General features: G+C 35.4%; 16 protein-coding genes and 1 other annotated feature. Of the genes, 11 read left to right on the top strand and 5 right to left on the bottom strand.

Translation table 11 applies throughout. The features are described 5' to 3' along the window. Window positions 1-1,024 precede the first annotated feature (1,024 nt). From murC to ytxJ, 4 genes are all read left to right on the top strand, one after another. On the top strand, window positions 1,025-2,323 hold the full coding sequence (murC, locus tag DFR57_RS17570) for a UDP-N-acetylmuramate--L-alanine ligase (protein WP_114354530.1): 1,299 nt from the start codon (window positions 1,025-1,027) through the stop codon (window positions 2,321-2,323). A 284-nt stretch (window positions 2,324-2,607) separates the two neighbouring features. Then, a complete protein-coding gene (locus DFR57_RS17565; RefSeq protein WP_114354529.1) occupies window positions 2,608-3,015 on the top strand; it encodes a DUF948 domain-containing protein in 408 nt (135 codons plus the stop codon). Window positions 3,016-3,040: 25 nt separating this feature from the next. Next, entirely contained in the window at window positions 3,041-3,472 is a 432-nt protein-coding gene (locus DFR57_RS17560; protein WP_114354528.1) for a YtxH domain-containing protein, read from the top strand. 112 nt (window positions 3,473-3,584) lie between these two features. Continuing rightward, window positions 3,585-3,908: a bacillithiol system redox-active protein YtxJ gene (gene ytxJ, locus DFR57_RS17555; RefSeq protein ID WP_114354527.1), complete on the top strand. Its 324-nt coding sequence runs from the start codon at window positions 3,585-3,587 to the stop codon at window positions 3,906-3,908. Window positions 3,909-4,040: 132 nt separating this feature from the next. On the opposite strand, the gene DFR57_RS17550 is transcribed toward ytxJ, so the two are convergent. Then, the gene (locus DFR57_RS17550; protein WP_114354526.1) at window positions 4,041-6,176 is read right to left on the bottom strand and encodes a cell division FtsA domain-containing protein; all 2,136 of its coding nucleotides are present in this window, start codon (window positions 6,174-6,176) and stop codon (window positions 4,041-4,043) included. Window positions 6,177-6,336: 160 nt separating this feature from the next. Between DFR57_RS17550 and DFR57_RS17545 the strand changes: the two genes are divergently transcribed. The 4 genes from DFR57_RS17545 to motS all read left to right on the top strand — a co-directional run bounded on the left by DFR57_RS17545 (window position 6,337) and on the right by motS (window position 10,376). Then, window positions 6,337-7,401: a bifunctional 3-deoxy-7-phosphoheptulonate synthase/chorismate mutase gene (locus tag DFR57_RS17545; RefSeq protein WP_114354525.1), complete on the top strand. Its 1,065-nt coding sequence runs from the start codon at window positions 6,337-6,339 to the stop codon at window positions 7,399-7,401. A 273-nt stretch (window positions 7,402-7,674) separates the two neighbouring features. Further along, entirely contained in the window at window positions 7,675-8,670 is a 996-nt protein-coding gene (gene ccpA, locus DFR57_RS17540; RefSeq protein WP_114354524.1) for a catabolite control protein A, read from the top strand. An 88-nt stretch (window positions 8,671-8,758) separates the two neighbouring features. Continuing rightward, a complete protein-coding gene (gene motP / locus DFR57_RS17535; protein WP_114354523.1) occupies window positions 8,759-9,589 on the top strand; it encodes a flagellar motor protein MotP in 831 nt (276 codons plus the stop codon). Then, window positions 9,579-10,376, top strand: coding sequence for a flagellar motor protein MotS (gene motS / locus DFR57_RS17530; RefSeq protein ID WP_114354522.1), 798 nt, complete (start codon window positions 9,579-9,581; stop codon window positions 10,374-10,376). The genes motP and motS overlap by 11 nt, the downstream gene beginning before the upstream one ends. A 162-nt stretch (window positions 10,377-10,538) precedes the next feature. Here motS and DFR57_RS17525 read toward each other — a convergent pair whose 3' ends face one another. Genes DFR57_RS17525 through DFR57_RS17515 form a run of 3 tightly spaced genes read right to left on the bottom strand, consistent with a single transcriptional unit; the run spans window position 10,539 to window position 13,004 of the window. Beyond that, on the bottom strand, window positions 10,539-11,702 hold the full coding sequence (locus DFR57_RS17525; protein WP_114354521.1) for an acetoin utilization protein AcuC: 1,164 nt from the start codon (window positions 11,700-11,702) through the stop codon (window positions 10,539-10,541). Continuing rightward, on the bottom strand, window positions 11,695-12,342 hold the full coding sequence (locus DFR57_RS17520; protein WP_114354520.1) for a CBS and ACT domain-containing protein: 648 nt from the start codon (window positions 12,340-12,342) through the stop codon (window positions 11,695-11,697). Before DFR57_RS17520 ends, DFR57_RS17525 begins: the two co-directional genes overlap by 8 nt. A gap of 17 nt (window positions 12,343-12,359) precedes the next feature. Next, the gene (locus DFR57_RS17515) at window positions 12,360-13,004 is read right to left on the bottom strand and encodes a GNAT family N-acetyltransferase (RefSeq protein WP_114354519.1); all 645 of its coding nucleotides are present in this window, start codon (window positions 13,002-13,004) and stop codon (window positions 12,360-12,362) included. A gap of 877 nt (window positions 13,005-13,881) precedes the next feature. On the opposite strand from DFR57_RS17515, the gene DFR57_RS18705 reads away from it, so the two are divergent. Then, window positions 13,882-17,187 carry a rhamnogalacturonan lyase family protein gene (locus DFR57_RS18705; protein ID WP_114354518.1) on the top strand — a complete coding sequence of 1,102 codons (3,306 nt, stop codon included), beginning with the start codon at window positions 13,882-13,884 and terminating at the stop codon, window positions 17,185-17,187. 212 nt (window positions 17,188-17,399) lie between these two features. Here the strand turns inward: DFR57_RS18705 and DFR57_RS17505 are convergent, their stop codons facing one another. Beyond that, the gene (locus DFR57_RS17505; RefSeq protein ID WP_114354517.1) at window positions 17,400-20,405 is read right to left on the bottom strand and encodes a transglycosylase domain-containing protein; all 3,006 of its coding nucleotides are present in this window, start codon (window positions 20,403-20,405) and stop codon (window positions 17,400-17,402) included. 124 nt (window positions 20,406-20,529) lie between these two features. Next, window positions 20,530-20,737: a binding site (T-box leader), on the top strand. 82 nt (window positions 20,738-20,819) lie between these two features. On the opposite strand from DFR57_RS17505, the gene tyrS reads away from it, so the two are divergent. After that, window positions 20,820-22,088 carry a tyrosine--tRNA ligase gene (gene tyrS / locus DFR57_RS17500; protein WP_114354516.1) on the top strand — a complete coding sequence of 423 codons (1,269 nt, stop codon included), beginning with the start codon at window positions 20,820-20,822 and terminating at the stop codon, window positions 22,086-22,088. A 120-nt stretch (window positions 22,089-22,208) separates the two neighbouring features. Next, window positions 22,209-23,639, top strand: coding sequence for an alanine/glycine:cation symporter family protein (locus tag DFR57_RS17495; protein WP_114354515.1), 1,431 nt, complete (start codon window positions 22,209-22,211; stop codon window positions 23,637-23,639). Window positions 23,640-23,817 lie beyond the last annotated feature (178 nt).

Raw genomic sequence — 23,817 nt, 5'->3', positions numbered from 1 at the left:
ATAGCAAAAAAATCCTAACAACCGAATATCAATGAAAATTTATCAAAATAATGTGCAGTATTATAGGGAATAGATTAAACAATCGTACTTATTGATTCTTTGACTTGGAACCTAGAAAAATGAGAAGTTCAAGCTTTAAAAGATGGAGATAATTCCAATCTAGTTGAAATGTGATTAATCATCGCAGGTTCCTATCAAGCATTTAATTTTTTAGAAGGTGTTGTTGATAGAATTCTTGCTCGGCGAACTTCTGTCTCTATAAATGTATATAATGTGGTAAAAGTTTTACGGGTATCGGATAAAAGAAGCCATTATTTTTAATTAGTGCTCGAGATACTCATTCTACACAGTAAGCTGATGAAGGCTATGCTGCTTATATTAATGGATCTACCTGAAAAGTAAACATGTTATGACTGCTGGTGGTCTAGGTACCATTCCACATAAATCTTTAAAGGAGATGGTTTGGGGCCTACAAAAGCTGACCATCATGTTTTTCCAAATAATGACCTCCTATTACTCATTAATCATATTAATGGTGTGATTAGAAGTTCATTGTGGTTAGCCAGAAAGTTTGGAAAAGTATTAAAAGGGGTACGTTTAGATACATCTAAAAATATGGTGTGTAAATACTATATCAGTAAGGCACAAGTTATGAATAGCTTTGCATCGATAGAAGTTGTACCCAGAATTAAGTTTTGCTATACGAAGGGCTATTGATGTGGAAGGATAGAACTCGGTAAAAATTATCGCATGGGTTGTTTTTAAGGAGTTTGAAATAAAAGATATTGAAGTAAAAGACTTATCTTTAGATATGTATCATATTGATAGAGATTTATTAAAAATACAAATTGCTTTTACCGGAGATAATGTTATTTTAAATGGGCAAGCTGAAACTAAAGTAGGGCGGAAATAAAATCCAAATACACGATTTAAGAAAGTGGAATACGATAAATTACAAGAAGAAAATCATGCTAATTTATTAACAATTAGTGAAGATTAATTTACACTTTTGGGGGTTCGCATTATGGCGATTTACCATTTTATTGGTATAAAAGGAACTGGAATGAGTGCTTTAGCGCAAATATTACATGATTCAGGAGAAACGGTCCAAGGTTCGGATGTTGATAAATATTTCTTTACACAAAAGCCTTTAGAAGAAAAGGACATTTCGATTTATCCTTTTTCACGCGAAAATATTCATAAGGATTTAATTATTATTGCAGGGAACGCATTTAAGGATGATCACCAAGAAATTTTGGAAGCAAAAAAATTAGGATTACCATATTACAGATATCATGAATTTCTCGGCGAATGGATGAAACAATATACAAGTATTGCAGTTACGGGTGCTCACGGCAAAACATCGACCACTGGTTTATTGTCACATGTGTTAAATGAAACCTTTCCTATTTCCTATCTTATTGGAGATGGTACAGGTGCAGGTAATGAAGATAGTCAATACTTTGTGTTTGAAGCATGTGAATATCGCAGGCATTTTTTAGCCTATAAACCAGACTATGCGATTATGACAAATATAGATTTTGATCATCCGGACTATTTTAAAGATGCAAATGATGTATTTAGTGCTTTTCAAGAAATGGCCGATAATGTGCAAAAAGGTATCGTTGCTTGCGGCGATGATGAATACTTACAAGAAATTCAAGCTAAGGTGCCTGTTGTGTATTATGGAATAGAAGAGAATAATGATTTTCAGGCTAAAAATATAGTGGAGACGAAGAATGGTACGTCTTTTGATGTATTTGTTCGTCATAATTTTTATGATACTTTTGAAATTAGTTCTTATGGAAATCACAGCGTATTAAATGCTTTATCTGTTATTGCAATTTGTCATTATGAGAACATGAATGCGAATGATATTAAAAAAATGATCTCCTTTCAAGGGGTTAAAAGAAGATTTTCAGAAACAAAAGTTAACAATCAAATTCTTATTGATGACTATGCCCATCATCCGAAGGAGATAGAAGTCACAATAGAAGCTGCCAGAAAGAAATATCCAGGCAAAGAGGTTATTGCAATCTTTCAACCACATACATTTAGTCGTACAAAAACCTTTTTAAAGGAATTTGGTGAAAGTTTGTCTTTAGCTGATCATGTCTACCTCTGTGATATATTTGGTTCTGCTAGAGAGGCTGATGCTTCTTTAACTGTAGAGGATTTACAGAACTTAATAAATGGTAGTGAATTATTACTTATAGAAAATACGGAAATATTGCTTGCCCATAAAGAAGCTGTGTTAATTTTTATGGGGGCTGGAGATATACAGAAATATCAAAGAGAATATGAAAAGCTTATAAAGAAGTAAGTAGGAAAAGAAGGGAAACTAATATTCCTTCTTTTTTTGTGCGGAAAGATTGTATAAAATAAATTTTTTAAATACATATTAACGTAGATATGAGATATTTTTGTATTTACTATAGGTGGTGACAAGAGGGTTTATTTAGCAATTGATAGTGCTTAAGTATGAAAAGGATAATTCGGATCGATAGTATAATTAGAGAAAATGGTTTAAAATAAAAACAGTAGGGTAAAACAATATTAGTAATTAGTATAATATTATTTACATATGTAGAGGAGTTGAAAAGATATATGGTGAATTTAGTTTATATTGCAGCTATAATTGCAGCAATTGCTTTTGCAGTACTTGTAATTTTTGTTGTGAAAGTTTTAAAAGAAACACAACGTACAATGTCTAATGTCGCTGATACATTAGAAGGTTTAGAAAAGCAAATGGAAGGCATCACAGTTGAAACCACTGCATTGTTAAACAAAACCAACAGATTAGCAGAAGACATCAATGATAAGACTACAAGACTCAACACCCTTGTTGATGGTGTGAAAAATATTGGTGATGCTGTGAATGATTTTACTGGATCCATTCGAAATGTGTCACAATCTGTTAACCAGTTAAGTTATGAGCATAGAGATTCAACTGCTCAAGCTGTGAAGTGGGGAACAGTTGTAATGGAAATGTTTAAAAAGAATAAAAATAAATAAACTAAATTAAATGGAGGAATGCAAAATGACAAATCAAGAAGAGCAAAATCAAAATCAAAACATTAATAGTAAGGACTTTTTAATCGGATCTTTAATCGGAGGAATCGTCGGTGCTTCTCTAGCACTTATTTTCGCTCCAAAATCAGGGAAAGAACTTCGTGGTGACTTAAATCAGGGTGCACACTATGTGAAAGAACGTGCGAATGATTGGAAAGATGTAGCGTATGAAAAGAGCAGTGAATTTAAGGACTATGCAAAAGAGCAGTCTGATCAAATCTCTAAATCAGTTTCTGAAAAATCTCAGGAGCTTCAAGGGAAAGTAAAAGAAAAAACAGCTTCAATTCAAGATAGAATGAACCGCAAAGATGACCCGGAAAAAGCTGCGGAAGAAGTGGCACAAGCAATCGAAGAAGCTGCTGAAGAGATTGAAAAAGAAGAAAAAAATAATAACCTATAAAAATTACCGGGCTTTCATATAAGCCCGGTTTTCTTACTTGAATAAGAGAAAACATGAAGTCTCAAAAATAATTTCGTTCAATAAATAGCAATAGAAAGGATAGATCATACCAATGGTAAAGCAATTATATACAAAACAGGCGATAGAAAACCTCATAGAAACTAACAAAACGTGCATGATTTTAAAGCATAGTTTAACATGTCCAATTAGTGCGAATGCATATGACGTGTATCAAGAATTTGCAGATCAAACAGAAATTCCACTGTATATTGTGCATATACAAGAAGCTCGTGAATTATCAGAGCAAATTTCTGAGGTGTTTGATATTAAACACGAATCACCACAAGTGTTATATGTGAATAATGGAGAAGTTGCATGGCATGCGTCTCATTTTGATATATCCAGAGAAAATTTAATGCAAGCTGTTCGGGGATGAAAAAAAGCCAAATTCGAATTGTCTATTCTTTATTAGACAGTACGTATTTGGCTTTTTTCTTTTACTATAGCTTTTTTATCTCAAGTTTCCATCACGATAATAAACCACAAATTATTTCAAAGAGATCCTCATTTATTCTTCCCAAGTAATTGAAATAGAGTCACTCTCTTCTAAAACATCAAAAAAGGTTACTTTATTATCATTTCGTTTCATTTCGACTTTTCCTTTTATTTTGGAAAGGTCTAATGAAATAAAACGAAATATATCTTGAAAAACAAACGGGTTTTCTTCTAGCTCTGTTAATTCTAAATAATCGTTAACTCGTACAATGTCATCTGTTTTTAGTACTTCTTTATCTCTTTTAACTGCAAATTTTGGTTTGGATAAAAGAAGCGGTCGACCATTATAAAATATTTTTAATTTTTTATTTTCTTCTATATTTAATTTGTTTAGAACATCTGATACATTTGGATTTTCAGGCGTTAGTATATCTAAACGATCACCATGTTTTAATGGGTCAGTTGGTGTTGCCTTTTTTCCATTTAGTAAGATTAATTTCGAATACTCTTTCATAACAAGTGGTTTCTTATCAAGATAGATAACGAAATCTTGATTCGTGTAATCAACTTTCACATTTTCTTTCTTTAAGAATGATTCAATTGTTGAGCTTTGATGAAATATTATTCTATCATTGTCTTTTAAAACATAATCTTCACTTACGGGTTTATCGTTTACTGTCATTGTGTTTGTTATTGTATACTTCTTATCATTAAATGTAATAGTTGAAAATGGTAGATCACCAATAAATTCGCTCAACGTAATCGAGGGAGCCTCGCCATTCTGACCTTTGTCAACGGCAATATTATCACCATCTGATATTAATTCATCTAGTTTTGCTTCTTTATCATTCAATTTTAAAAGAGGAGGTTTTCCAAAACTGCCAGGCAGCGTTATCTCTTTTCCATTATAATTGACCATATAAGCCATTCCTGGCCGGCCATAAAGTTTTTGAGTATTAACTCCCGCAGCAATTAAACAATCGCCTACAGTAAGCTGTTTCATTTCAAATAACCGTATCATGCGATTATTTACTTTCACACTTATATAATGGACAGGATTTTGCTTGGCAGCTATAGCGATACCAATTGGTGTAATAAATTCTGGTCCAATTGGAAGATTTCCACTCTTTTCTAACATTTGAATAGCATCTACTCCTCTAATAGCAACCCGATTTGCAGGTAATTTCAGTCGATTTGCTAATCGGAGAGCAAGCTCGGGAGTTTGACTCCCACCTCCAACTAACATAACTGCTTTAGGCGGTGTACCATTTAATTTATATAATTCTTCAGCGATCGCATCAGCTAAACGGTCTATTGCAGGTAATACAGCATCAACTAACTCTTTAAAATGAATTTCTTGTTCAAAACCTAAAATATCTGCAACTGTTGCCACATGATTAGTCGAAATTTCCTTTTTAAAAGTCTCAGCCTGATTAAAATCAAGTAAATAATGATCACTTATTGCTTCTGTTATTTCATCTCCTGCTCTAGGGACCATACCGTAAGCTGTAACGGTTCCCTCTGCCGTTAAGGCAATATCACTCGTCCCTGCACCAATATCGACGAGAGCTACATTCAATCGACGCATAGAAGGGGGAATAAGTACATGAATGGCTGCGATTGGTTCAAGCGTCAATGCTTCTAATTCTAGGTTAGCACGATGTAGGGCAGATAATAATGATTCAACAACTACTTTAGGTAAAAATGTAGCAATGATTTCAACAGCTGCAGTATTCCCCTGTTGATCAATCAACGAACCAATTTCTTCCTCATCTAATAAGTACTTGATTACGGAATACCCAACACAATAGTAATTACCTGTAACTTCTTTTTCCTCTTCTTTTGCTAATTGATACTGTGCTTTTTGCACACCTTCTAGTTCCAAAAATAAAATATCCTCTTTATTCATCAATGGTTGCTTAGAAATGTCTTTATCCGTATGAATACGCATCGTTTTTAACGCACGTCCAGCTGCTGCTACACATACCTTTTTTAGCGTAACATCATGCTTTGTTTCTAATCTAGCTTTTACACGGGCGATTACATTTGCTACAGAAACGACATCATGAATCTGACCATCTAACATAGAGCGCTCTTCATGCTCAATAGTTTCGAAATCAATGACCTCGTATTTCTCACCCTTTTTTTGCATTAAAAGACCTACTACCGATCTTGTTCCAATATCTAACGCAAACATCTGCTCTGTCATATAAAGGTATCCTTTCTCAGATAAATAGTAAAAAAATTAAGAATCTATAAAATATTATAACTTAATGATGACAAGAGGAACATTTTTAGCTATAATAAACCCTAATTATAAAAAAATATCATATTTTCACAGAACTTTAAATAGGATTAGGGGGATTTTAATGAGTAACGAACAATTGGATCAGCTTCGAGCAAAGCTTGATCAAGTAAATCTAGAGATTTTAGATTTAATTAACAAGCGTGCAGAGTTAGTACAAGAAACCGGTCAGGTTAAAGAAAAACAGGGTGCCAATCGAAGCTATGACCCAGTTCGAGAAAGAGACATGCTTAATTTAATTTTAGAAAATAATAATGGACCATTTGAAGACTCTACCATTATTCATTTATTTAAAGAAATTTTCAAAGCAGGTTTAGAATTACAGGAAGACGATCATAGTAAAGCATTACTTGTATCACGTAAGAAAAAACCAGAAGATACAGTAATCGATATAAATGGAGAAAAATTTGGTGATGGTAACCAGCATTTCATTTTTGGTCCGTGTGCAGTCGAAAGTTATGAGCAAGTATCACAAGTAGCTGCTGCTATTAAAAAAGAAGGATTAAAATTAATTCGTGGTGGTGCATTTAAACCAAGAACTTCACCTTATGACTTCCAAGGGTTAGGTTTTGAAGGTTTAGAAATATTGAAAAAAGTTTCAGATGAATATGGATTAGCAGTTGTAAGTGAAATTGTAAATCCTGCTCATATTGAAAAAGCTGTTGATTATTTAGATGTTATTCAAATCGGTGCAAGAAACATGCAAAACTTCGAATTATTAAAAGCTGCAGGGGAAACAAATAAGCCTGTACTATTAAAACGTGGTATGTCTGCAACGATAGCTGAATTTATTAATGCTGCTGAATATATTAACTCAAAGGGTAATGGCCAAATCATATTATGTGAGCGTGGTATTAGAACCTACGAAAAAGCTACAAGAAATACATTAGACATAACTGCTGTGCCTATCTTAAAACAAGAAACACATTTACCTGTAATGGTAGATGTTACGCATTCAACTGGACGTCGTGATCTGTTATTACCAGCTGCAAAAGCTGCATTGGCAATCGGTGCTGATGGTGTTATGGCTGAAGTTCACCCTGATCCGGCAGTTGCTTTGTCGGATGCAGCACAACAAATGGATATCCCAACATTCCATAACTTCTTGAGCGAATTACTAGGAAAATAATAATTCATTTTCAACCACATGTGTATGTTAATTACATATGTGGTTTTTTTTCGTATTAAACAAAGATGTGACATTTCTTGTATAAAATTCTTCAAAAATTGAGAAACTGTTTTCAAAACATTCCAACATTTTGTATAATAGGTACATATTATTAAATTTTTCACAAGAAAAGTGTTATAATAAAAAAATTGTAGAATCGTTGCGGAATAAATAATTGTAGCGTATCATTAAAGCAATATAGCGTTTCCGTAATGAAATTGGAGGTAAAAAAAAGTGAATGTGACTATTTATGATGTAGCAAGAGAAGCAAATGTATCCATGGCTACGGTTTCCCGTGTGGTAAATGGTAATCCAAATGTGAAACCAGCTACAAGAAAAAAAGTATTAAATACAATTGAAAGACTTGGGTATCGCCCAAATGCGGTAGCAAGAGGTTTAGCAAGTAAAAAAACCACAACTGTTGGGGTTATCATTCCAGATATCTCAAATATATTTTTCTCAGAGCTAGCTCGAGGTATTGATGATATTGCGACGATGTATAAATACAACATTATTCTAAGTAATTCAGATCAAAATAAGGATAAAGAGCTGCGGTTAATCAATACCATGTATGAAAAACAGGTAGATGGACTTGTATATATGGGAGCTACCATTACTGAAGAGCATGTACAACAGTTAAAAACAGCTCCAGTGCCAGTAGCTTTGGCGGCTACACTTGATGCGTCTGAAACAATTCCTTCTGTAAATATTGATTATGAAGAAGCAGCATACGAAGCAACCATTCTTTTAATGGAAAAAGGATCCAAACACCCTGCTTATGTTACAGGAGAAGAGGATTCAGACGTGAATTCACGAAAATTCAAAGGATACTCACGTGCAATCAAAGAGAAAAATGACAAAGTCAATGATGAGTTAATATTTAAAGGTAATTTTTCTTATGAATCAGGTATTGAAGCTGCGAATCAAATTTTAGAATTGGATAAAACGCCGGATTCTGTATTTGTATCAACAGATGAAATGGCACTAGGAGTAATTCACGGTTTTCAGGATAAAGGGATAAATGTTCCAGAGGATATTCAAGTCGTTGGTTTTGACAATACTAGACTAGCTACAATGGTGCGTCCTACACTTACTACCGTTGTTCAGCCTACCTATGATATTGGTGCAGTTGCTATGCGATTATTAACAAAATATATGAATAAAGAGACGGTCGAAGAACAAAATGTTGTTTTACCTCATAGAATCATCGAAAGAAACTCAACAAAATAATTTTTATGCCGATATAAATGGTAGATTGATTTTTAATCTATCATTTATCTTATTTTGAGAAAGTTTTACTTAGTTAGGGAGAGAGCATATGAAAAAAAGAGATCTATTAACCCCAATCGGTATAACTATTGGTTTTGCGATGATTATGTTTGGTATTATTTCTAGTGGCGGAATGGGAGGATTTGTCTCATTTGTACAAGTATCTTCTGTATTAATTGTGCTTGGTGGTTTAGCTGCAGCATTACTTGTTAATTTTAATATTAAACAAATGAAAACCACGCATCATGTAATAAAAGAAGCATTTCAGAGAAATGACCATGATTTAGCAGATTTAATTCAATTATTTGAAAGATTATCTGATCGAGCTAGACGAGAAGGATTATTGGCACTTGAAAATGAATTAGATGAAGTGAAGGATCCTTTTATTAAAAAAGGTGTGCTACTAGCAATTGATGGAATAGAACCAGAAGTGATTAGTGATATTATGAGTGCAGAAGTTGATGCGATGGAAGATCGTCACTATAGAGGTCGTTTAATTATTGAAAAAGCTGGTGAGTATGCACCTGCTTGGGGTATGATAGGTACATTAATTGGATTAGTGCTTATGCTTCAAAACTTATCAGACCCTGCAACCTTAGGTCCAAGTATGGCTGTAGCATTACTTACAACATTTTACGGATCTGTACTTGCAAACCTTGTATTTATTCCAATGGCAGGAAAATTAGAAACAAAAACAAGTGAAGAAGTTTTTATGAAACAAATTGTTATTGAAGGGGTTATTGGTGTTCAATCTGGACAAAACCCTCGAATTTTAAAGGAAAAACTAAGTGCATTCCTTTCAGAAGAAATGAAAGAAAAGCAAGAACTCCAAGAAGAAGATGAAGCCAAGTACGCAGAGGAGTCTCTCAATGAAGCGTAGAAAAATTAGAAAAGAGCCAAAAGGTGCACCAAGATGGATGACAACATATTCAGACATGGTTACTTTAATTCTTGTTTTCTTTGTTTTATTGTTTTCTATGTCACAAATCGACTTAGTTAAATTTCAAGCTGTTGCAGAGTCATTTCGGAATCGGATGGTATTTGATACTTTACCATCTATTGTGCCAGCTGAACATCCAACAGAAAATGCAGAAATTTTAGAGGACAATGAAGGTAGCGATGATTATAAAAATAATGTTGCGGATACCGAGCCGACCGAGACTGTAGTCGAGCAAGAGAACAATGTACAAGCTACAGTTGAAGACGCAGACACATTGGATAAGCTTTTAGCTGAAGTTGAAGCATTTTTAAATGAGAATAATTTAAATAATGTTATATCGGCCTCGAGGACAGATGAAGGGGTAGTGTTGGTTCTTCAAGAAAAAGCCTTATTTGATTCCGGTGAGGCAGAAATTTTAGAACCAGGGATGCCATTTTTAGATAAGGTTGGTACGTTGCTAAATAATATTCCTAATCTTGTTCGTGTGGAAGGTCACACAGATAGTAGACCAATTTCTAACTTTCGGTTCCCATCAAATTGGGAGCTTTCAGGCGCACGAGCAAGCAGTGTCATTCGTTATGTGTTAAATGATGACAATATAGACGAATCAAGATTTATGGCAGTGGGGTATGGGGATACAAGGCCAATTGCGCCTAATGATTCGCCAGCTAACTGGAGTAAAAATAGAAGAGTAGAGATAGTAATATTAGAAATTGGTGAAGAATAGAACCACAAGAAAAGATAAAATTTCTTGTGGTTTATTTCATTAAATAGAAAATTAGTCTCCTCATAAAAGATAATATAAGGATTTCCAGAATATTTAATCTATTAAGTATAAAAAAACGATACATTTTCGCTAATATACAAGCGAGTGTATCGTTTTTATTATTTAAATAGAAAGATTGCGTATGAATTGTAAGGTTTGTTCGACCATACGCTGATTTTTCTCTGTTATTTCAACCGTTCTAGGAATTTTTTTGTAGTGAGCTAAATCATCCTCCCATGTTGTAGGTAAGACAACATTTGCATGTGATTGCCATTTTTTTTGCCATTCTGAAGATAGATTTCCAGTAAAAGGTGTAGAATCCTGCATGATTTTATATAGCTGACTCCATGCTCTCGGTACGACTCTCCAGATATCATATCCTCCCCCACCTAAAGCGATCCATTTACCTTCACAATATTGGTGTGAAAGTGCATGAATATGCTTAGGGATCTCTTCGAAAATGTTCATGGTAGCATGTAGATGGGTAAGTGGGTCTAAATAGTGCGCATCTACACCATGTTGACTAATAATAATATCTGGTCTAAAATAATCCATTATTTCGTCCATAGAGGTTTTAAAAATAGAAAGAAACGATTCATCTTCTGTAAAAGCATCCAAAGGAAAATTAAATGTATACCCAAACCCTTTTTTGACTCCTCGTTCATTCGTATTTCCGGTTCCCGGATATAAGTATCTTCCGGTTTCATGAAACGAAACTGTACATACATTAGGATCATCATAGAACGAAGCTTGCACACCGTCCCCGTGATGCGCGTCAGTATCCACATATAACACCCGTAAATTGTAATTTTCTCTTATATACTTAATTGCAATAGCAGCATCATTAAAGATACAAAACCCAGATGCTTTTTCTGGGAAACCGTGATGTAAACCCCCGCCCAAATTAAGTGCATGCGGATAATGATGATTTAAGACTTGGTTTACAGCTTCTATCGTTCCCCCAACCAATGTAGCAGAAGCCTCGTACATTCCCCTAAAAATGGGGGTATCTTCTGTTCCGAGTCCATATTTATAATATTCTGAAATAGGAGTATCACTTTGATCAGCCCTTTTTACAGCTTCTATATAATTTTTGGTGTGTATACCAGAAATTAAACTTTCTGAAGCTTGTTTAGGAAAAATTATATTAGATGCTGGCAGAGCTTTTTCATATTCCAATAAATCCTTCGTGGCTGAAACTCTGATTTGATTAAACGGATGGTCGTCACTGAATTTGTAATCTTTAAAAGCCTCTGTATAAATAAAAGCCGTATTACAGTTACTCATGTGGATTCTCCAACGAGGGGGAGACAATTTCAAATTCACTATCTTTAAAATCGTCCATAATATTCATCGGGTTCATCGTTTGGATTCTAAAAACTAGAATTTTATAATTGCTATCTTCTAAGTAAGGATAAATGAGCACAGAGGCAACCTTGATTTTTCGACGTTTGAAAAATGCACTTACATCGGCAAGAACTCCTATTCTGTCAGGAACTTTAATTTCAATTTGAGAACTAGGGACGTGTGTGCCAGTTAGTTGTATCAGCGTATAAAGCATATCTTTTTCGGTAATTATACCAACCAATATGTTATTTTTAACCACAGGTAAGCATGCAAATTCTCGATCATAAAAAATTGCTGCTATTTCTTCTACATAATCATAAGGATGAATTGTCGTTACTGGAGTAGTCATAATAGATGAAACTGGAAAGCTTAAAGCCTCTTCATTGTAAACTTCATCAAGTATGGAAGGGCTTGCATCTCTAACATCTCGATCTGAAATGATTCCAATTACCTGTTTATTATTATCAATAATCGGTATGTGACGAATATGATTTTCTTGCAGTAATTGATAAGCTTCTGAAATTTTTGCCTCTGCTTGTAATGTAATAACTTCAGTTTTCATCATATCTTTAACAAACATAAACGTATCGATCCTTTCTATATAAAGGGTGAATGTTTCGATTCATCTAAAAAACGTAATTCATCAAACTTCTCAATGTCTTTTTTCGGAACATTTTTACCAATTCTGACCATTAAACAATTCGCAGGGTGGGACATAATTTCAGGATCATTCGTTGGTGCGGGTGTTAACCCACCGGCAAACATCATTTTCTCCATAATTTTTCTGTAATTCCAAACACTTAATTTAGTGTCTTTAAGATCCCAATGCCAATAATATTCCGTAGAGAAAATAATGTAATTCTCCATAAATGGATCGTCAATTGCTAGCTTAATGAGCGAAGAACCTAGGCCAATGCCTCTAAATTCTGGTGCTATTTCAATTGCGCCGAGCTCTATTAAATTTTGCATGTTAAAAGCAGACCAACGCTCTAAAGGATCTGGATGTAGGAAAGTGGCATATCCTACTATCTCATCATTTATGATTCCGGCAATAATTCTGCCTTCATCTAAGTCTGCAATTCCCATCAATGCTTTTTTTTGCTTTTCTGATGGTCGAAACGCTTCCAATTTTTTATGGAAGTCTAATTCAGAAAGTTTTTCAGAGGATATAGGACCAGCTAGCACGATTTCACCAACAGATGTTGATAAGATTTTTTCTTGATAAGTTTTTTTGTGATTCAATTAATCCACCACCTTGGATAAGCATACATATACTTAGTAACCCATTATACTAAACTTTCGAATAGATTGTAATCATTAGCAAAAACCTAACTTCTTATTGATTCTAAATGATAAGCTTACTAGATATTAGTAATCATAGTTTAATCTAAAGCCACTACAGCTAAAATATCAACGTTTGAGTTAGAAGTATAGAAGAGAAAAGAGTCATTTTTTTCTTTGGTTTAATATCCGCTGATATACTAAACATGGATTATTTGCTAAGTAATGATTTTTGATAGGAAGGGAGATTGAATATGAAAAGTTCAAAAAAATAGAAGAGATTATAAGATGAAAAAAGTTTTTGCGAGTATTTCAGCTAGTAAAAAAAAGACTATAAATTCCAATTTCAGATGATGAAGACTTTATTTTGATGAAAATTTTTTATATTCTCTGTTTTTTTAATGTTTATAACTGTTTTTTATATACTCTAATATTTAAATTTTTGTTAGGATTTATATATCCGCTTAGATATTAGTGTATTTTTTGTTTCATAAAATGAAAGCGCTAACTTTTATGTAGTATTAATATTTATCATTCAAAGAATTTTTCAAATTCAATAAATATTAATAACGTTTTTCCTTCTAACAAGATATTACCACTACTATGTTAAAACACTGTAATATGAGGCCTCTGGATCGTTGCCTTACTTCGTTTAATTATAACATCCCATAAAGTGAAATAGTTCTATTCGCTAACTCAAGAATGATTAAAGTATTTAAAGGAGGTGAATTACTGTTTTGGTTATTATGAGAAAGTTAGCACCCTCACCTAATACTTAAATCCATTATGGAACGAATTTAACTACTTGTTTTCAATCTATCCTTAGGAGGTTTTATGTTTGTTGAAACAATTGAAGAAAAGTGCAATAGTTTTTAGTGCAGCTCTTGTGGCTACCTCATTTGCTAGCACAGTTCAATTATCATCAGTGAGCGCAAATGAAGCTGGGGAAACACTTTACCAAATGGAGTATTTAGAACGAGGTGTTGTTGCAGTTAACACAGATGACGGTATCTTTGTAAGCTGGCGTTTATTAGGAACAGATTCAGAAGAAGTTGCTTTTAACCTTTATCGCGATGGTGAAAAGATAAATGATGAAACAATAACATCAAGCACAAATTATTTAGATGAAGAGGGAACAGTTGATTCGACTTATATTGTAAGCGCTACCCTGGATGGAGAGGAAGTAGAGGAGTCACAAGAAGTTAAAGTGTGGGGGAACCAATACCACTCTATTCCACTTCAAAGACCAGATGGTGGCACAACTCCTGATGGGGAAGATTATACTTATCATGCAAATGATACAAGTGTAGGTGATCTTGATGGTGATGGTGAATATGAAATCATATTAAAGTGGGAACCATCAAATTCACAAGATAATTCACGCGCAGGATATACAGGCGAGGTTTTTATGGATGCTTATGAATTAGACGGTACACAATTATGGCGAATCGGTCTGGGAAAAAATATTCGTGCCGGTGCGCATTATACGCAATTTTTAGTTTATGATTTTGATAGTGATGGTAAAGCAGAAGTTACGCTTAGAACAGCAGATGGGGCAACGGATGCAACTGGTAAAGTGATAGGCGATGCTAATGCAGATTATCGTAACAGTTCTGGTTATATACTTGAAGGTCCTGAATACTTAACAGTTTTTGAGGGTGAAACAGGTGAAGAACTTGTTACCACAGACTTTTCACCAGCTCGCGGTAACATGGGAGATTGGGGTGACACTTATGGTAACCGAGGGGATCGGTTTCTTGCGGGAGTGGCCTATCTAGATGGTCAAAAGCCTAGTATTGTGATGACACGAGGGTACTATGAAAAAACAATGCTTACAGCTTATAACTTTCGAGATGGCAAGTTAACCGAGTTATGGACTTTTGACACTGACGAAGGGAACGAAGAATATGAAGGACAAGGTAATCACAGCTTAAGTATTGCTGACGTCGATGAAGATGGTAAAGATGAAATTATTTTTGGTGCAATGGCTGTCGACGATGATGGTACAGGTATTTATTCAACAGGCTGGAATCACGGTGATGCAATGCATGTTAGTGACCTTGATCCTAATAGAGATGGGATGGAGGTATTTCAAGTTCATGAATGGGGAGATTATGGTTTAAGCATGCGAGACGCTTCTACAGGTGAAGAACTATGGGCTGTTCCTACAGGTGCAGACACTGGTAGAGGAGTATCCGCAGATGTAGATCCCAGATATCCAGGTTCCGAAGCATGGGCAGTTGGTGGAGCATGGAATGATAGTGAAGGTTACCTTTATACTGCAGATGGTGAAAAAATTGGTGATGAAATTCCAACTTCTAACTTCGCTATCTGGTGGGATGGCGATTTATCTCGTGAGCTACTAGACCATGACTGGACTGATTATGAAGTGGGAATCGGAACACCTAGAATTGATAAATGGGATTATGAAAACAATGAGTTGGACAATATTTTGAAGATGGAAGGAACAACTTCTAACAACGGAACAAAAGGTAATCCTGCATTACAGGCTGATCTCATTGGTGACTGGCGTGAGGAAGTCATAGTGAGGAATATTGATAGTACAGAACTTCGTTTGTATACAACAACCGACCTAACAGAGCATAAGATTCCCACACTTATGCATGATTCGGTTTATCGCTTAGGAATTGCTTGGCAGAATGTGGCTTATAACCAACCTCCACACACAAGCTACTTCCTAGGAAACGATATGGAGGAAGCGCCAAAACCGAACGCGAACTTTATTGTTCCGTCAACTGTTGAGCTAGAGCCTGATAAATTGAAAGGAAAGTTGAAAGGGAATCTTACCATTAATGTCCAAGTTCCGGATAATGCTAAGGATTTAGTAGTTGATAATTCAGCTACAGTTGCCATAAACGGTGAGGCCGTTAACGCTAACGTTTCGACTGTTAATAAGGGTTACCAAGTGAAAATGGAACGTAGGGAATTTGCAAGAGCAATTGATGGACAAACAGGTGCCACCGAAGTTAGGGTTAGTATCACTTCCTCAACCGGTGAGATTTTTGTTGGAACAGATACGTTAAGTGTTCAAACTTCAGAACCAGCTTTATCCGTTAAAGAAATAGAGGATATAAAAGTAGGTGATTCATATAGTCTTACCTATGAAATGAGCGGTGAAGGAGATAATCTGCGCTCTATTGAAATGAACCTTAATTATGATCCAGAGAAAGTAGAATTTGTTTCTGTGGACCCTTTAGTAAAAAAATTAAAAATAAATCATGAGTCTGAACAACCAGGTGAGATTAAGATTGTTTTAGATGGTGCGCCAAATCGTTTCTTTAATGATCCTGATCTGTTTAAAGTAAATATGAAAGCAAAAGAAACAGAAGCTTTTACAACAGATGTTACTCTTACAAATATAGCCTATACAAGTACAAGCAAGGAACTTGTTTCAATGGATGATGTTGAGCAAACTATCAATTTATATGATGAAGTTTCCAATATCTCTGTGATTGGAGAAGATGGAGTGAAGTCCATTGATTCAAACGGTGGAACATTAAAGTTAACGTCAGAAGTTTCACCTGCAAATGCGAATCAAACCGTGGAATGGTCTGTTACTGATTTAGATGGTGCTGATACAGATACTGCTACTATTACTTCAGATGGATTGTTATCAGGTAATGCGAAAGGTTTGAATGGAGAGGTTAAGGTAATTGCGAAGGCAATGGACGGATCTGGAATTGCAGGAGAGTTAATTGTTGATATTTCGAATCAACAAGCATTAGTAACAGGAGATCCGTTCGGAACAACCCCTTCATGGTCAGCAGGTGCAGAATATGATAAAGCATTTGATGGAAATACCAACACCTTCTTCGACTATAAAGAAGCAAATGGTGGTTACACAGGAATTGATTTAGGTGAAGGCAATCAAGTGGTACCTTCCCAAATCAGATTTTATCCTAGAGAAGGTTTTACGGGAAGAATGTTAGGGGGTAAAATTCAAGGATCAAATGTTTCTTCAGACGAAGGGTTCGAAGATTTATATACGATTAATTCAGAGCCAGAATCCGGATGGAATGTAGTGGAACTAACAACCGAAGAAACTTATCGCTATCTTCGTTATATAAGTCCTGATGGAGGTTATGGGAATATTGCTGAATTAGAATTCTATAATCAACATTAAAATTTTAACTTAAAAAAGAAATGGGCATAAGTTCGTTATTTGAACTTATGCCTTTATTAAATAGCGTAAAAATCAAAAGTAGTAACCCTTATAAAATAATACGTCAACATAATAGATAACAAAAGCACACGCTCTAAGTTATAGCGTGTGCTTTAATATGTCTTCATTCCTCCTATGCAAGTATAAGAGGTGACGGTTAAAAGTTATTAATATTAATCTGCTGGCTCAGGCTCAGGCTCAGGCTCTGGCTCAGGCTCAGGTTCGGGTTCTGGCTCAGGTTCAGGTTCTGGCTCAGGTTCGGGCTCAGGTTCGGGCTCAGGCTCTGGCTTAGGTTCCGGTTTAGGCTCCGGCTTAGGTTTAGGTTTTTTATCGGGCTCAGGCTCCGGCTTAGGTTTTTTATCAGGTTCAGGCTCAGGTTCCGGTTCTGAAAAGTCACCAATAATAACTTTTTTAGTTGGACTGGATTCTTGTCCAAAGTAATCAACTGCACGAACGTTGTACACAGCTTTACTGGACGAGACATTAAAGTTTAGATCAGTTGTACTTCCTATCTTTTTAAAGTCATTACTGTCTGGATCGCTCGCCCGGTATATGCGATAACCAACAACGTCATTACTTCCAGATTCAGACCATTTAAGCGTACTACCACGATTGATTAATGAGGATGGTGTAGCAGGTGCTTTACCATCATCACTAATCTCATCAGTATCTGGAAACTTAATATCAGACCATACACCAGAAGTACTTGGAATAAGTTGATTAATATCAATTAATTTATCATATCCCATTTCTTTCAACCACTTAGGGTTAAAGGATAATCCATCACCTTCTGTAAATTCTTCAGGTGTGTTTTCTCCAGCAATAATTGCTTTTCCATCAACCATCACATAAGAATCACGAATTAAACTATTGTCACGCTTGGTTGGTACGAAACTAGCATTAAATAAATCAGAGTTTACTAATCCTGCCCCGCTACATATTTCAGAAGGAAGCATCCCAGAAGTCATGCAATACGATCTTGACACAATACCACCAGGTTGTTTGAATCGACTACTTGGTGCCATTAATTCGGGATTAACTTCTGTTGCAGCGTTAGCTAGTTGTGCCCAAAATGTGTTGTTGCGACTACTATAACCATCAGCAAGTCGCATGTTATTGTCATATCCCATCCAACTACCGAGTGTGACGTTCGGATTGGTTGCTACAAACCAAGTATCACGGAATTCATTTGAAGTACCTGTTTTACCTGCCCAATCAACGCTTTTGTTAGATAGGTTAGCTCTAGCTGCAGTACCAGTACCACGCGTTAATACATCACGCATTATATCAAGCATTAAATAATTTGTTTGAGGTGTATAAACTTCTACCTCTTCACTCTCATGTTCGTAAATCACTTCACCGTCTGTGGTTTCGATACGTTCTATCATATAGCCATCAACAAACTTACCACCATTACCAAATGTAGTATAGGCACTTGTATTTTCTTCTACCGTAAAACCATAGTAAGTACTACCTAAAGCTGCTGATAGGTTAACATGATCATTATTTTCATCAGTTTCAGATAAAGGTAAGCCCATTTTTTCCAAATATTGAGCTGCAGGATCCGTATTGATAATTTTGTCGTAAATTTGAAGTGCAGAAATATTATGAGACTTATAAAGTGCTTCTCTTGCAGAAACTAATCCATAATAGCGACCGGTATAGTTAGTAGCACGTCTTTTAGTATATCCTGGAAATTCTCTTTCCACATCCGCTATTGGTGTTCCTGGTTGAATAACACCTTGCTGCATTGCTGGTGCGTATACGAGAAGTGGCTTCATCGTACTACCGTTATGTCTACGTGTAGTTGTTGCATGATTGGATTGCTCGACATTAAAATCGCGTCCACCAACAAAGCTTAAGATTTTTCCAGTCTTGTTTTCTATTAACACACTGCCGACTTGAACAGGTTCCACTAGAGGTTTTTCTTCACCAGTTTCTGGATCCTCTACTGTGATTACTTCATTCGTTGTAACATTTCTAGCTTGTTTATCAGGTCCGTAATTATTGTATTCTCGTGCAATATCTTGGAATCTATCATAGATTTCTTTATTAATTGTTGAGTGAATTTTGTACCCATCATTTGCAATGGCACGCTCTGCTAAAATTTCATATTCTTCTAGAAGCGTTTCACTATTTTCAATATCTTCTTTTGAATAGCCGTCTTGTTCAGCTAGAACAGTAGTTAAAACGTCGATGGCACGTTTTTTAATTTCGTTCATTAAGAAAGGATACTCTTCTAATAGCGAAGGTTCTGCATCTTTAAAGTCTTCAATAATATTATAATTAATTGCTTCATCATATTCTTCCTGTGTGATATAGCTTTCTTCTAGCATTCTATTTAATACCGAACGCATCCGATTCAAGCCAGGCTCTAAGCCACCGTCATCCTTTATGTTACCTCCATTAGTGAAGGGAGTATAACCAGAAGGGCTTTGTGGTAGACCTGCAACAAATGCAGCCTGTGCAAGATTTAATTCACTTGCATTCACACCGAAAATACCCTCTGCAGCCGTTTGAATTCCAGCAATATTTTGGCCAGAAGAATTTCTACCAAAAGGTACGATATTTAAGTAGGCTTCTAAAATTTGATCCTTTTCAAAAAAGCGTTCCAAACGCATCGCAAGTAACATTTCTTTTGCCTTACGTTCGAAAGATACTTCATTTGTTAAAATTTGATTTTTTATAATTTGTTGGGTGAGTGTACTTCCACCTGTTTTGTTAGAAGCATTGGTAGCTTCTTGGAACATAGCTCTAAAAATAGCCTTTGGTACGATTCCGTTATGTGTTTCAAAATACTCATCCTCTGTTGCGATGACTGCTTTTTGCACATAATCAGATACTTCGCTTAGTTGGATTTCTTCACGATAAAGATCAGAGGATACTTCCCCTAAGAGAACGTTATCCGCGAAATACATCTCAGATGTTTCTTCGTAGCTATAGATTGCTGATTGCATTTCTTCTTTTGGATAGACATTTTCATCATCAACAAGTGATGCGAAATACCCTGCACCGACACCCCCTGCAAAAAAGAGGCCAGTAATAGTAATCATGATAAAAAATAATATAACATTCCACATAACATGGTAAGTAATTCGAGATGATTTTTGTACTTTTCCTTGTTGCCATATATGTTTAATCTTCGCCCATGTATTTATAAAAAATTCTTTCATCTTCATTTGCATTCCTCCTAAATATCACTAACCATTATAGCATACTAGTCAATATTCCCATATTAAATTTTCATTAAAATATTGCATTGCATTATAAATTATGGTATTAATAATCCATACAATAAAATACTATAAAGCGAAGAAAGATTGAAGTAGCAAAAAGATCCCTGTCTAAAGAGAGCTGACGGTAGCTGAAAGTCAGTACATATTTTTTTGTGAATTACGTTCTGGAGCTGCTACAACTATGCTTGTGGCCGGTGGGTCTCATCGTTAATTCCTTGAGTGGCAATTATTTAATTGCAACGAGGGTGGTACCGCGATATAATCTCGTCCCTTTTTATAGGGAGGGGTTTTTTTAGTTTATATCGAAAAAGGTATAAATTTATAGGTTTGAGAGTAAACGAAAAAAGGAGAATAACCATGCATTTATTAGAAGATTTAGAAAGACGGGACTTAGTCCACCAAACAACAGATGAAGAAGGTTTAAGAAAGCATTTATCAGAAAATACCGTGACACTATATTGCGGCTTTGATCCCACTGCAGACAGTCTGCATATTGGACATTTATTACCACTACTAATGTTAAAAAGATTTCAAAAAGCTGGCCATCGCCCAATTGCATTGATAGGTGGGGGAACTGGTTTAATAGGAGATCCAAGTGGGCGTTCGACTGAGCGTAGTCTGAATAGTTTAGAAGTAGTTCAAGGCTTTAGTGATCAAATAAAAAAACAAATTTATTCGATACTAGATGTGAAAGAAAATGAAAATGAAGTTGTGGTTAGAAACAATCACGAATGGCTATCCCAAATGACTTTTATTGAAGTATTACGAGATATTGGGAAGCACTTTGGTATCAATTACATGTTAGCGAAAGACTCTGTTGAATCAAGAATGGAGCATGGTATATCTTTTACTGAGTTTAGTTACATGATATTACAATCCATCGATTTTATGAATTTATTTGAAAAAGAAAACTGTACCCTTCAAATAGGTGGTAGTGATCAATGGGGTAATATTACTGCTGGTATGGAATTAATAAGAAGAACACGCGCAGAGGGAACAGATGCAAAAGTATTTGGGTTAACTGTTCCGCTCATTACTAAATCAGATGGAACAAAGTTTGGTAAAACTGCAGGAGGAGCTGTTTGGTTAGACCCACTTAAAACTACTCCATATGAGTTTTACCAATTCTGGATTAATACGGATGATAGAGATGTTCTACGATTCTTGAAGTACTTTACTTTTATTGATTTTAAAGAACTGGAAGAGCTAGAGGTTTCTCTAAATGAAGCGCCTGAAAAACGCATTCCGCATATGCGCCTTGCAGAAGAAATGACAAAGCTTGTACACGGAGAAGAATCCTTGCAGCAGGCTAAAAACATTACAAATGCTCTTTTTAGTGGGGATGTAAAGATTCTTTCAGCTAACGAAATAGAGCAAGGGTTTAAGGATGTTCCATCTTTTCATTTAGAAAAGGCATCGATAACATTAGTAGATTTGTTAGTCGAAGCGGGAATTGTCTCTTCTAAACGTCAAGCAAGAGAAGATATTAAAAATGGTGCAGTTTATATTAATGGGGAAAGACAGCAAGAATTAGGATATGAAATAGGTGAGGCTGATCAAATAGAAGGAAAATTCACGTTGATTCGTCGCGGGAAGAAAAAATATTTTTTAATTCGTTATAGCTAATTTTTTAAAAAGGAAACTCTTTATCGAAGGGTTTCCTTCACTTTATTAATTAAAATGAAAATTTTGTAATATAATGATTTATTTTAGGGTATAAGATTTTCATACGGAAGGAGTGAAACAATGGATACAATGAAAAATATAGTAGCAACAATTATAGAATGGGGAAACCTCATTCTTTGGGATTATGTACTAATATACTTATTGTTAGGAGCAGGATTATTTTTCACCTTTAGCACAAAGTTTGTTCAATTTAGATTATTTGGTGATATGTTCCGTGTTATCACAGAAGAAGCTGTTGAACAAAGTGGAAAACGTGGAACAAATGCATTCCAAGCTTTTAGTATCACGATAGCCTCTCGCGTTGGTACAGGTAACTTGGCCGGTGTAGCATTAGCAGTAGCTATAGGTGGTCCTGGTGCGGTATTTTGGATGTGGATGGTAGCAATTGTCGGTATGGCGACAGCCTTTATTGAAAGTACACTAGCTCAGGTGTACAAAATTCCTGATAAAGATGGCTTTAGAGGTGGCCCAGCTTATTATATGGAAAAAGCTTTAGGACAAAAATGGATGGGTGTATTATTTTCGATTTTGATCACAATTACGTTTGGATTTATCTTTAATGCGGTTCAGGCAAACACAATATCTAATGCCGTAGAGGAAGCTTTTAATATAGATAAAGTGTGGACTGGAATTGTATTAGTAGCATTGTCAGCTATGATTATATTTGGTGGTATTAAAAGAATAGCTTCAGTGGCTGGAGTTATTGTGCCAATAATGGCTGTTATATACATGATAGTTGGTTTCTATGTGGTATTTACCAATATCACAGCAGTTCCCGACGTGTTTCTTTTAATTGTCAGAGATGCCTTCGGCTTAGAAGAAGCATTTGGTGGAGGCGTTGGGGCCGCAATGATGTATGGTATACGACGCGGATTGTTTTCAAATGAAGCGGGTATGGGTAGTGCCCCAAATGCTGCAGCAACAGCAGGAGTTAATCATCCAGTTAAGCAAGGCCTTGTGCAATCACTGGCGGTCTTTTTCGATACAATTGTAATTTGTAGTTTAACTGCGTTTATTATTATATTATACGATAATTTCTATCAAGCATCTCAAGATGGTATTCAGCTTACACAGGTAGCTCTAAGCTCGCATGTTGGTGCGTGGGCATCAATTTTCTTAGCAATTACTATTTTCTTCTTCGCATTTAGCTCTGTGATTGGAAATTATTATTACGGAGAAACAAATGTGAGTTTCTTAAATCATAAAGGTCCATGGCTGACGATTTATAGAGTATTTGTATTAGCTATGGTGATGTTTGGTTCTATGGCTTCGATTCAATTAGTATGGGATATGGCAGACATGTTTATGGCGATGATGGCTGTTGTAAACTTAATCGCAATCTTATTGCTTAGCAAAATATCCTTTCAAGTACTGCAAGATTATATTTCACAGAAAAAGCAAGGTATTGATCCTACCTTCCATCATCAAAATATCAAAGGCTTAAAGGGTGTTTCGTGGTGGGGCGTTCAGGATGTCGAAAGAAAAGAGTAATATAGCCTTAAGTGGCGCTAAATAATTTGCACTGCACCTCCAATTGTTAGAACAAAAATAGTAGGGGTGCAGTTTTTTTATTAGACGAATTGTAATATTAAGTGCAACACCTAAAAACATGGCTAAAATAAAACAGCCCATAACAGCTTCGTGTAAAATGCAAGTAACCACACAAACA

It is taken from the genome of Saliterribacillus persicus (genome assembly GCF_003337485.1).
Lineage (GTDB): Bacteria > Bacillota > Bacilli > Bacillales > Amphibacillaceae > Saliterribacillus > Saliterribacillus persicus.
The sequence above is the reverse complement of the archived record's forward strand: the minus strand, read 5'-3'. Positions and strand labels throughout refer to the sequence as shown.

Excerpts from the sequence above, each read along its gene's own strand:
- DFR57_RS17495 (WP_114354515.1), top strand. The coding sequence starts at position 22,209 with ATGGATACAATGAAAAATATAGTAGCAACAATTATAGAATGGGGAAAC.
- motP (WP_114354523.1), top strand. The coding sequence starts at position 8,759 with ATGAAAAAAAGAGATCTATTAACCCCAATCGGTATAACTATTGGTTTT.
- ytxJ (WP_114354527.1), top strand. The coding sequence starts at position 3,585 with ATGGTAAAGCAATTATATACAAAACAGGCGATAGAAAACCTCATAGAA.
- DFR57_RS17545 (WP_114354525.1), top strand. The coding sequence starts at position 6,337 with ATGAGTAACGAACAATTGGATCAGCTTCGAGCAAAGCTTGATCAAGTA.
- motS (WP_114354522.1), top strand. The coding sequence starts at position 9,579 with ATGAAGCGTAGAAAAATTAGAAAAGAGCCAAAAGGTGCACCAAGATGG.
- murC (WP_114354530.1), top strand. The coding sequence starts at position 1,025 with ATGGCGATTTACCATTTTATTGGTATAAAAGGAACTGGAATGAGTGCT.
- DFR57_RS17520 (WP_114354520.1), bottom strand. The coding sequence starts at position 12,342 with ATGTTTGTTAAAGATATGATGAAAACTGAAGTTATTACATTACAAGCA.
- tyrS (WP_114354516.1), top strand. The coding sequence starts at position 20,820 with ATGCATTTATTAGAAGATTTAGAAAGACGGGACTTAGTCCACCAAACA.
- DFR57_RS17505 (WP_114354517.1), bottom strand. The coding sequence starts at position 20,405 with ATGAAGATGAAAGAATTTTTTATAAATACATGGGCGAAGATTAAACAT.
- DFR57_RS17565 (WP_114354529.1), top strand. The coding sequence starts at position 2,608 with ATGGTGAATTTAGTTTATATTGCAGCTATAATTGCAGCAATTGCTTTT.
- DFR57_RS17550 (WP_114354526.1), bottom strand. The coding sequence starts at position 6,176 with ATGACAGAGCAGATGTTTGCGTTAGATATTGGAACAAGATCGGTAGTA.
- DFR57_RS17525 (WP_114354521.1), bottom strand. The coding sequence starts at position 11,702 with ATGAGTAACTGTAATACGGCTTTTATTTATACAGAGGCTTTTAAAGAT.
- DFR57_RS17560 (WP_114354528.1), top strand. The coding sequence starts at position 3,041 with ATGACAAATCAAGAAGAGCAAAATCAAAATCAAAACATTAATAGTAAG.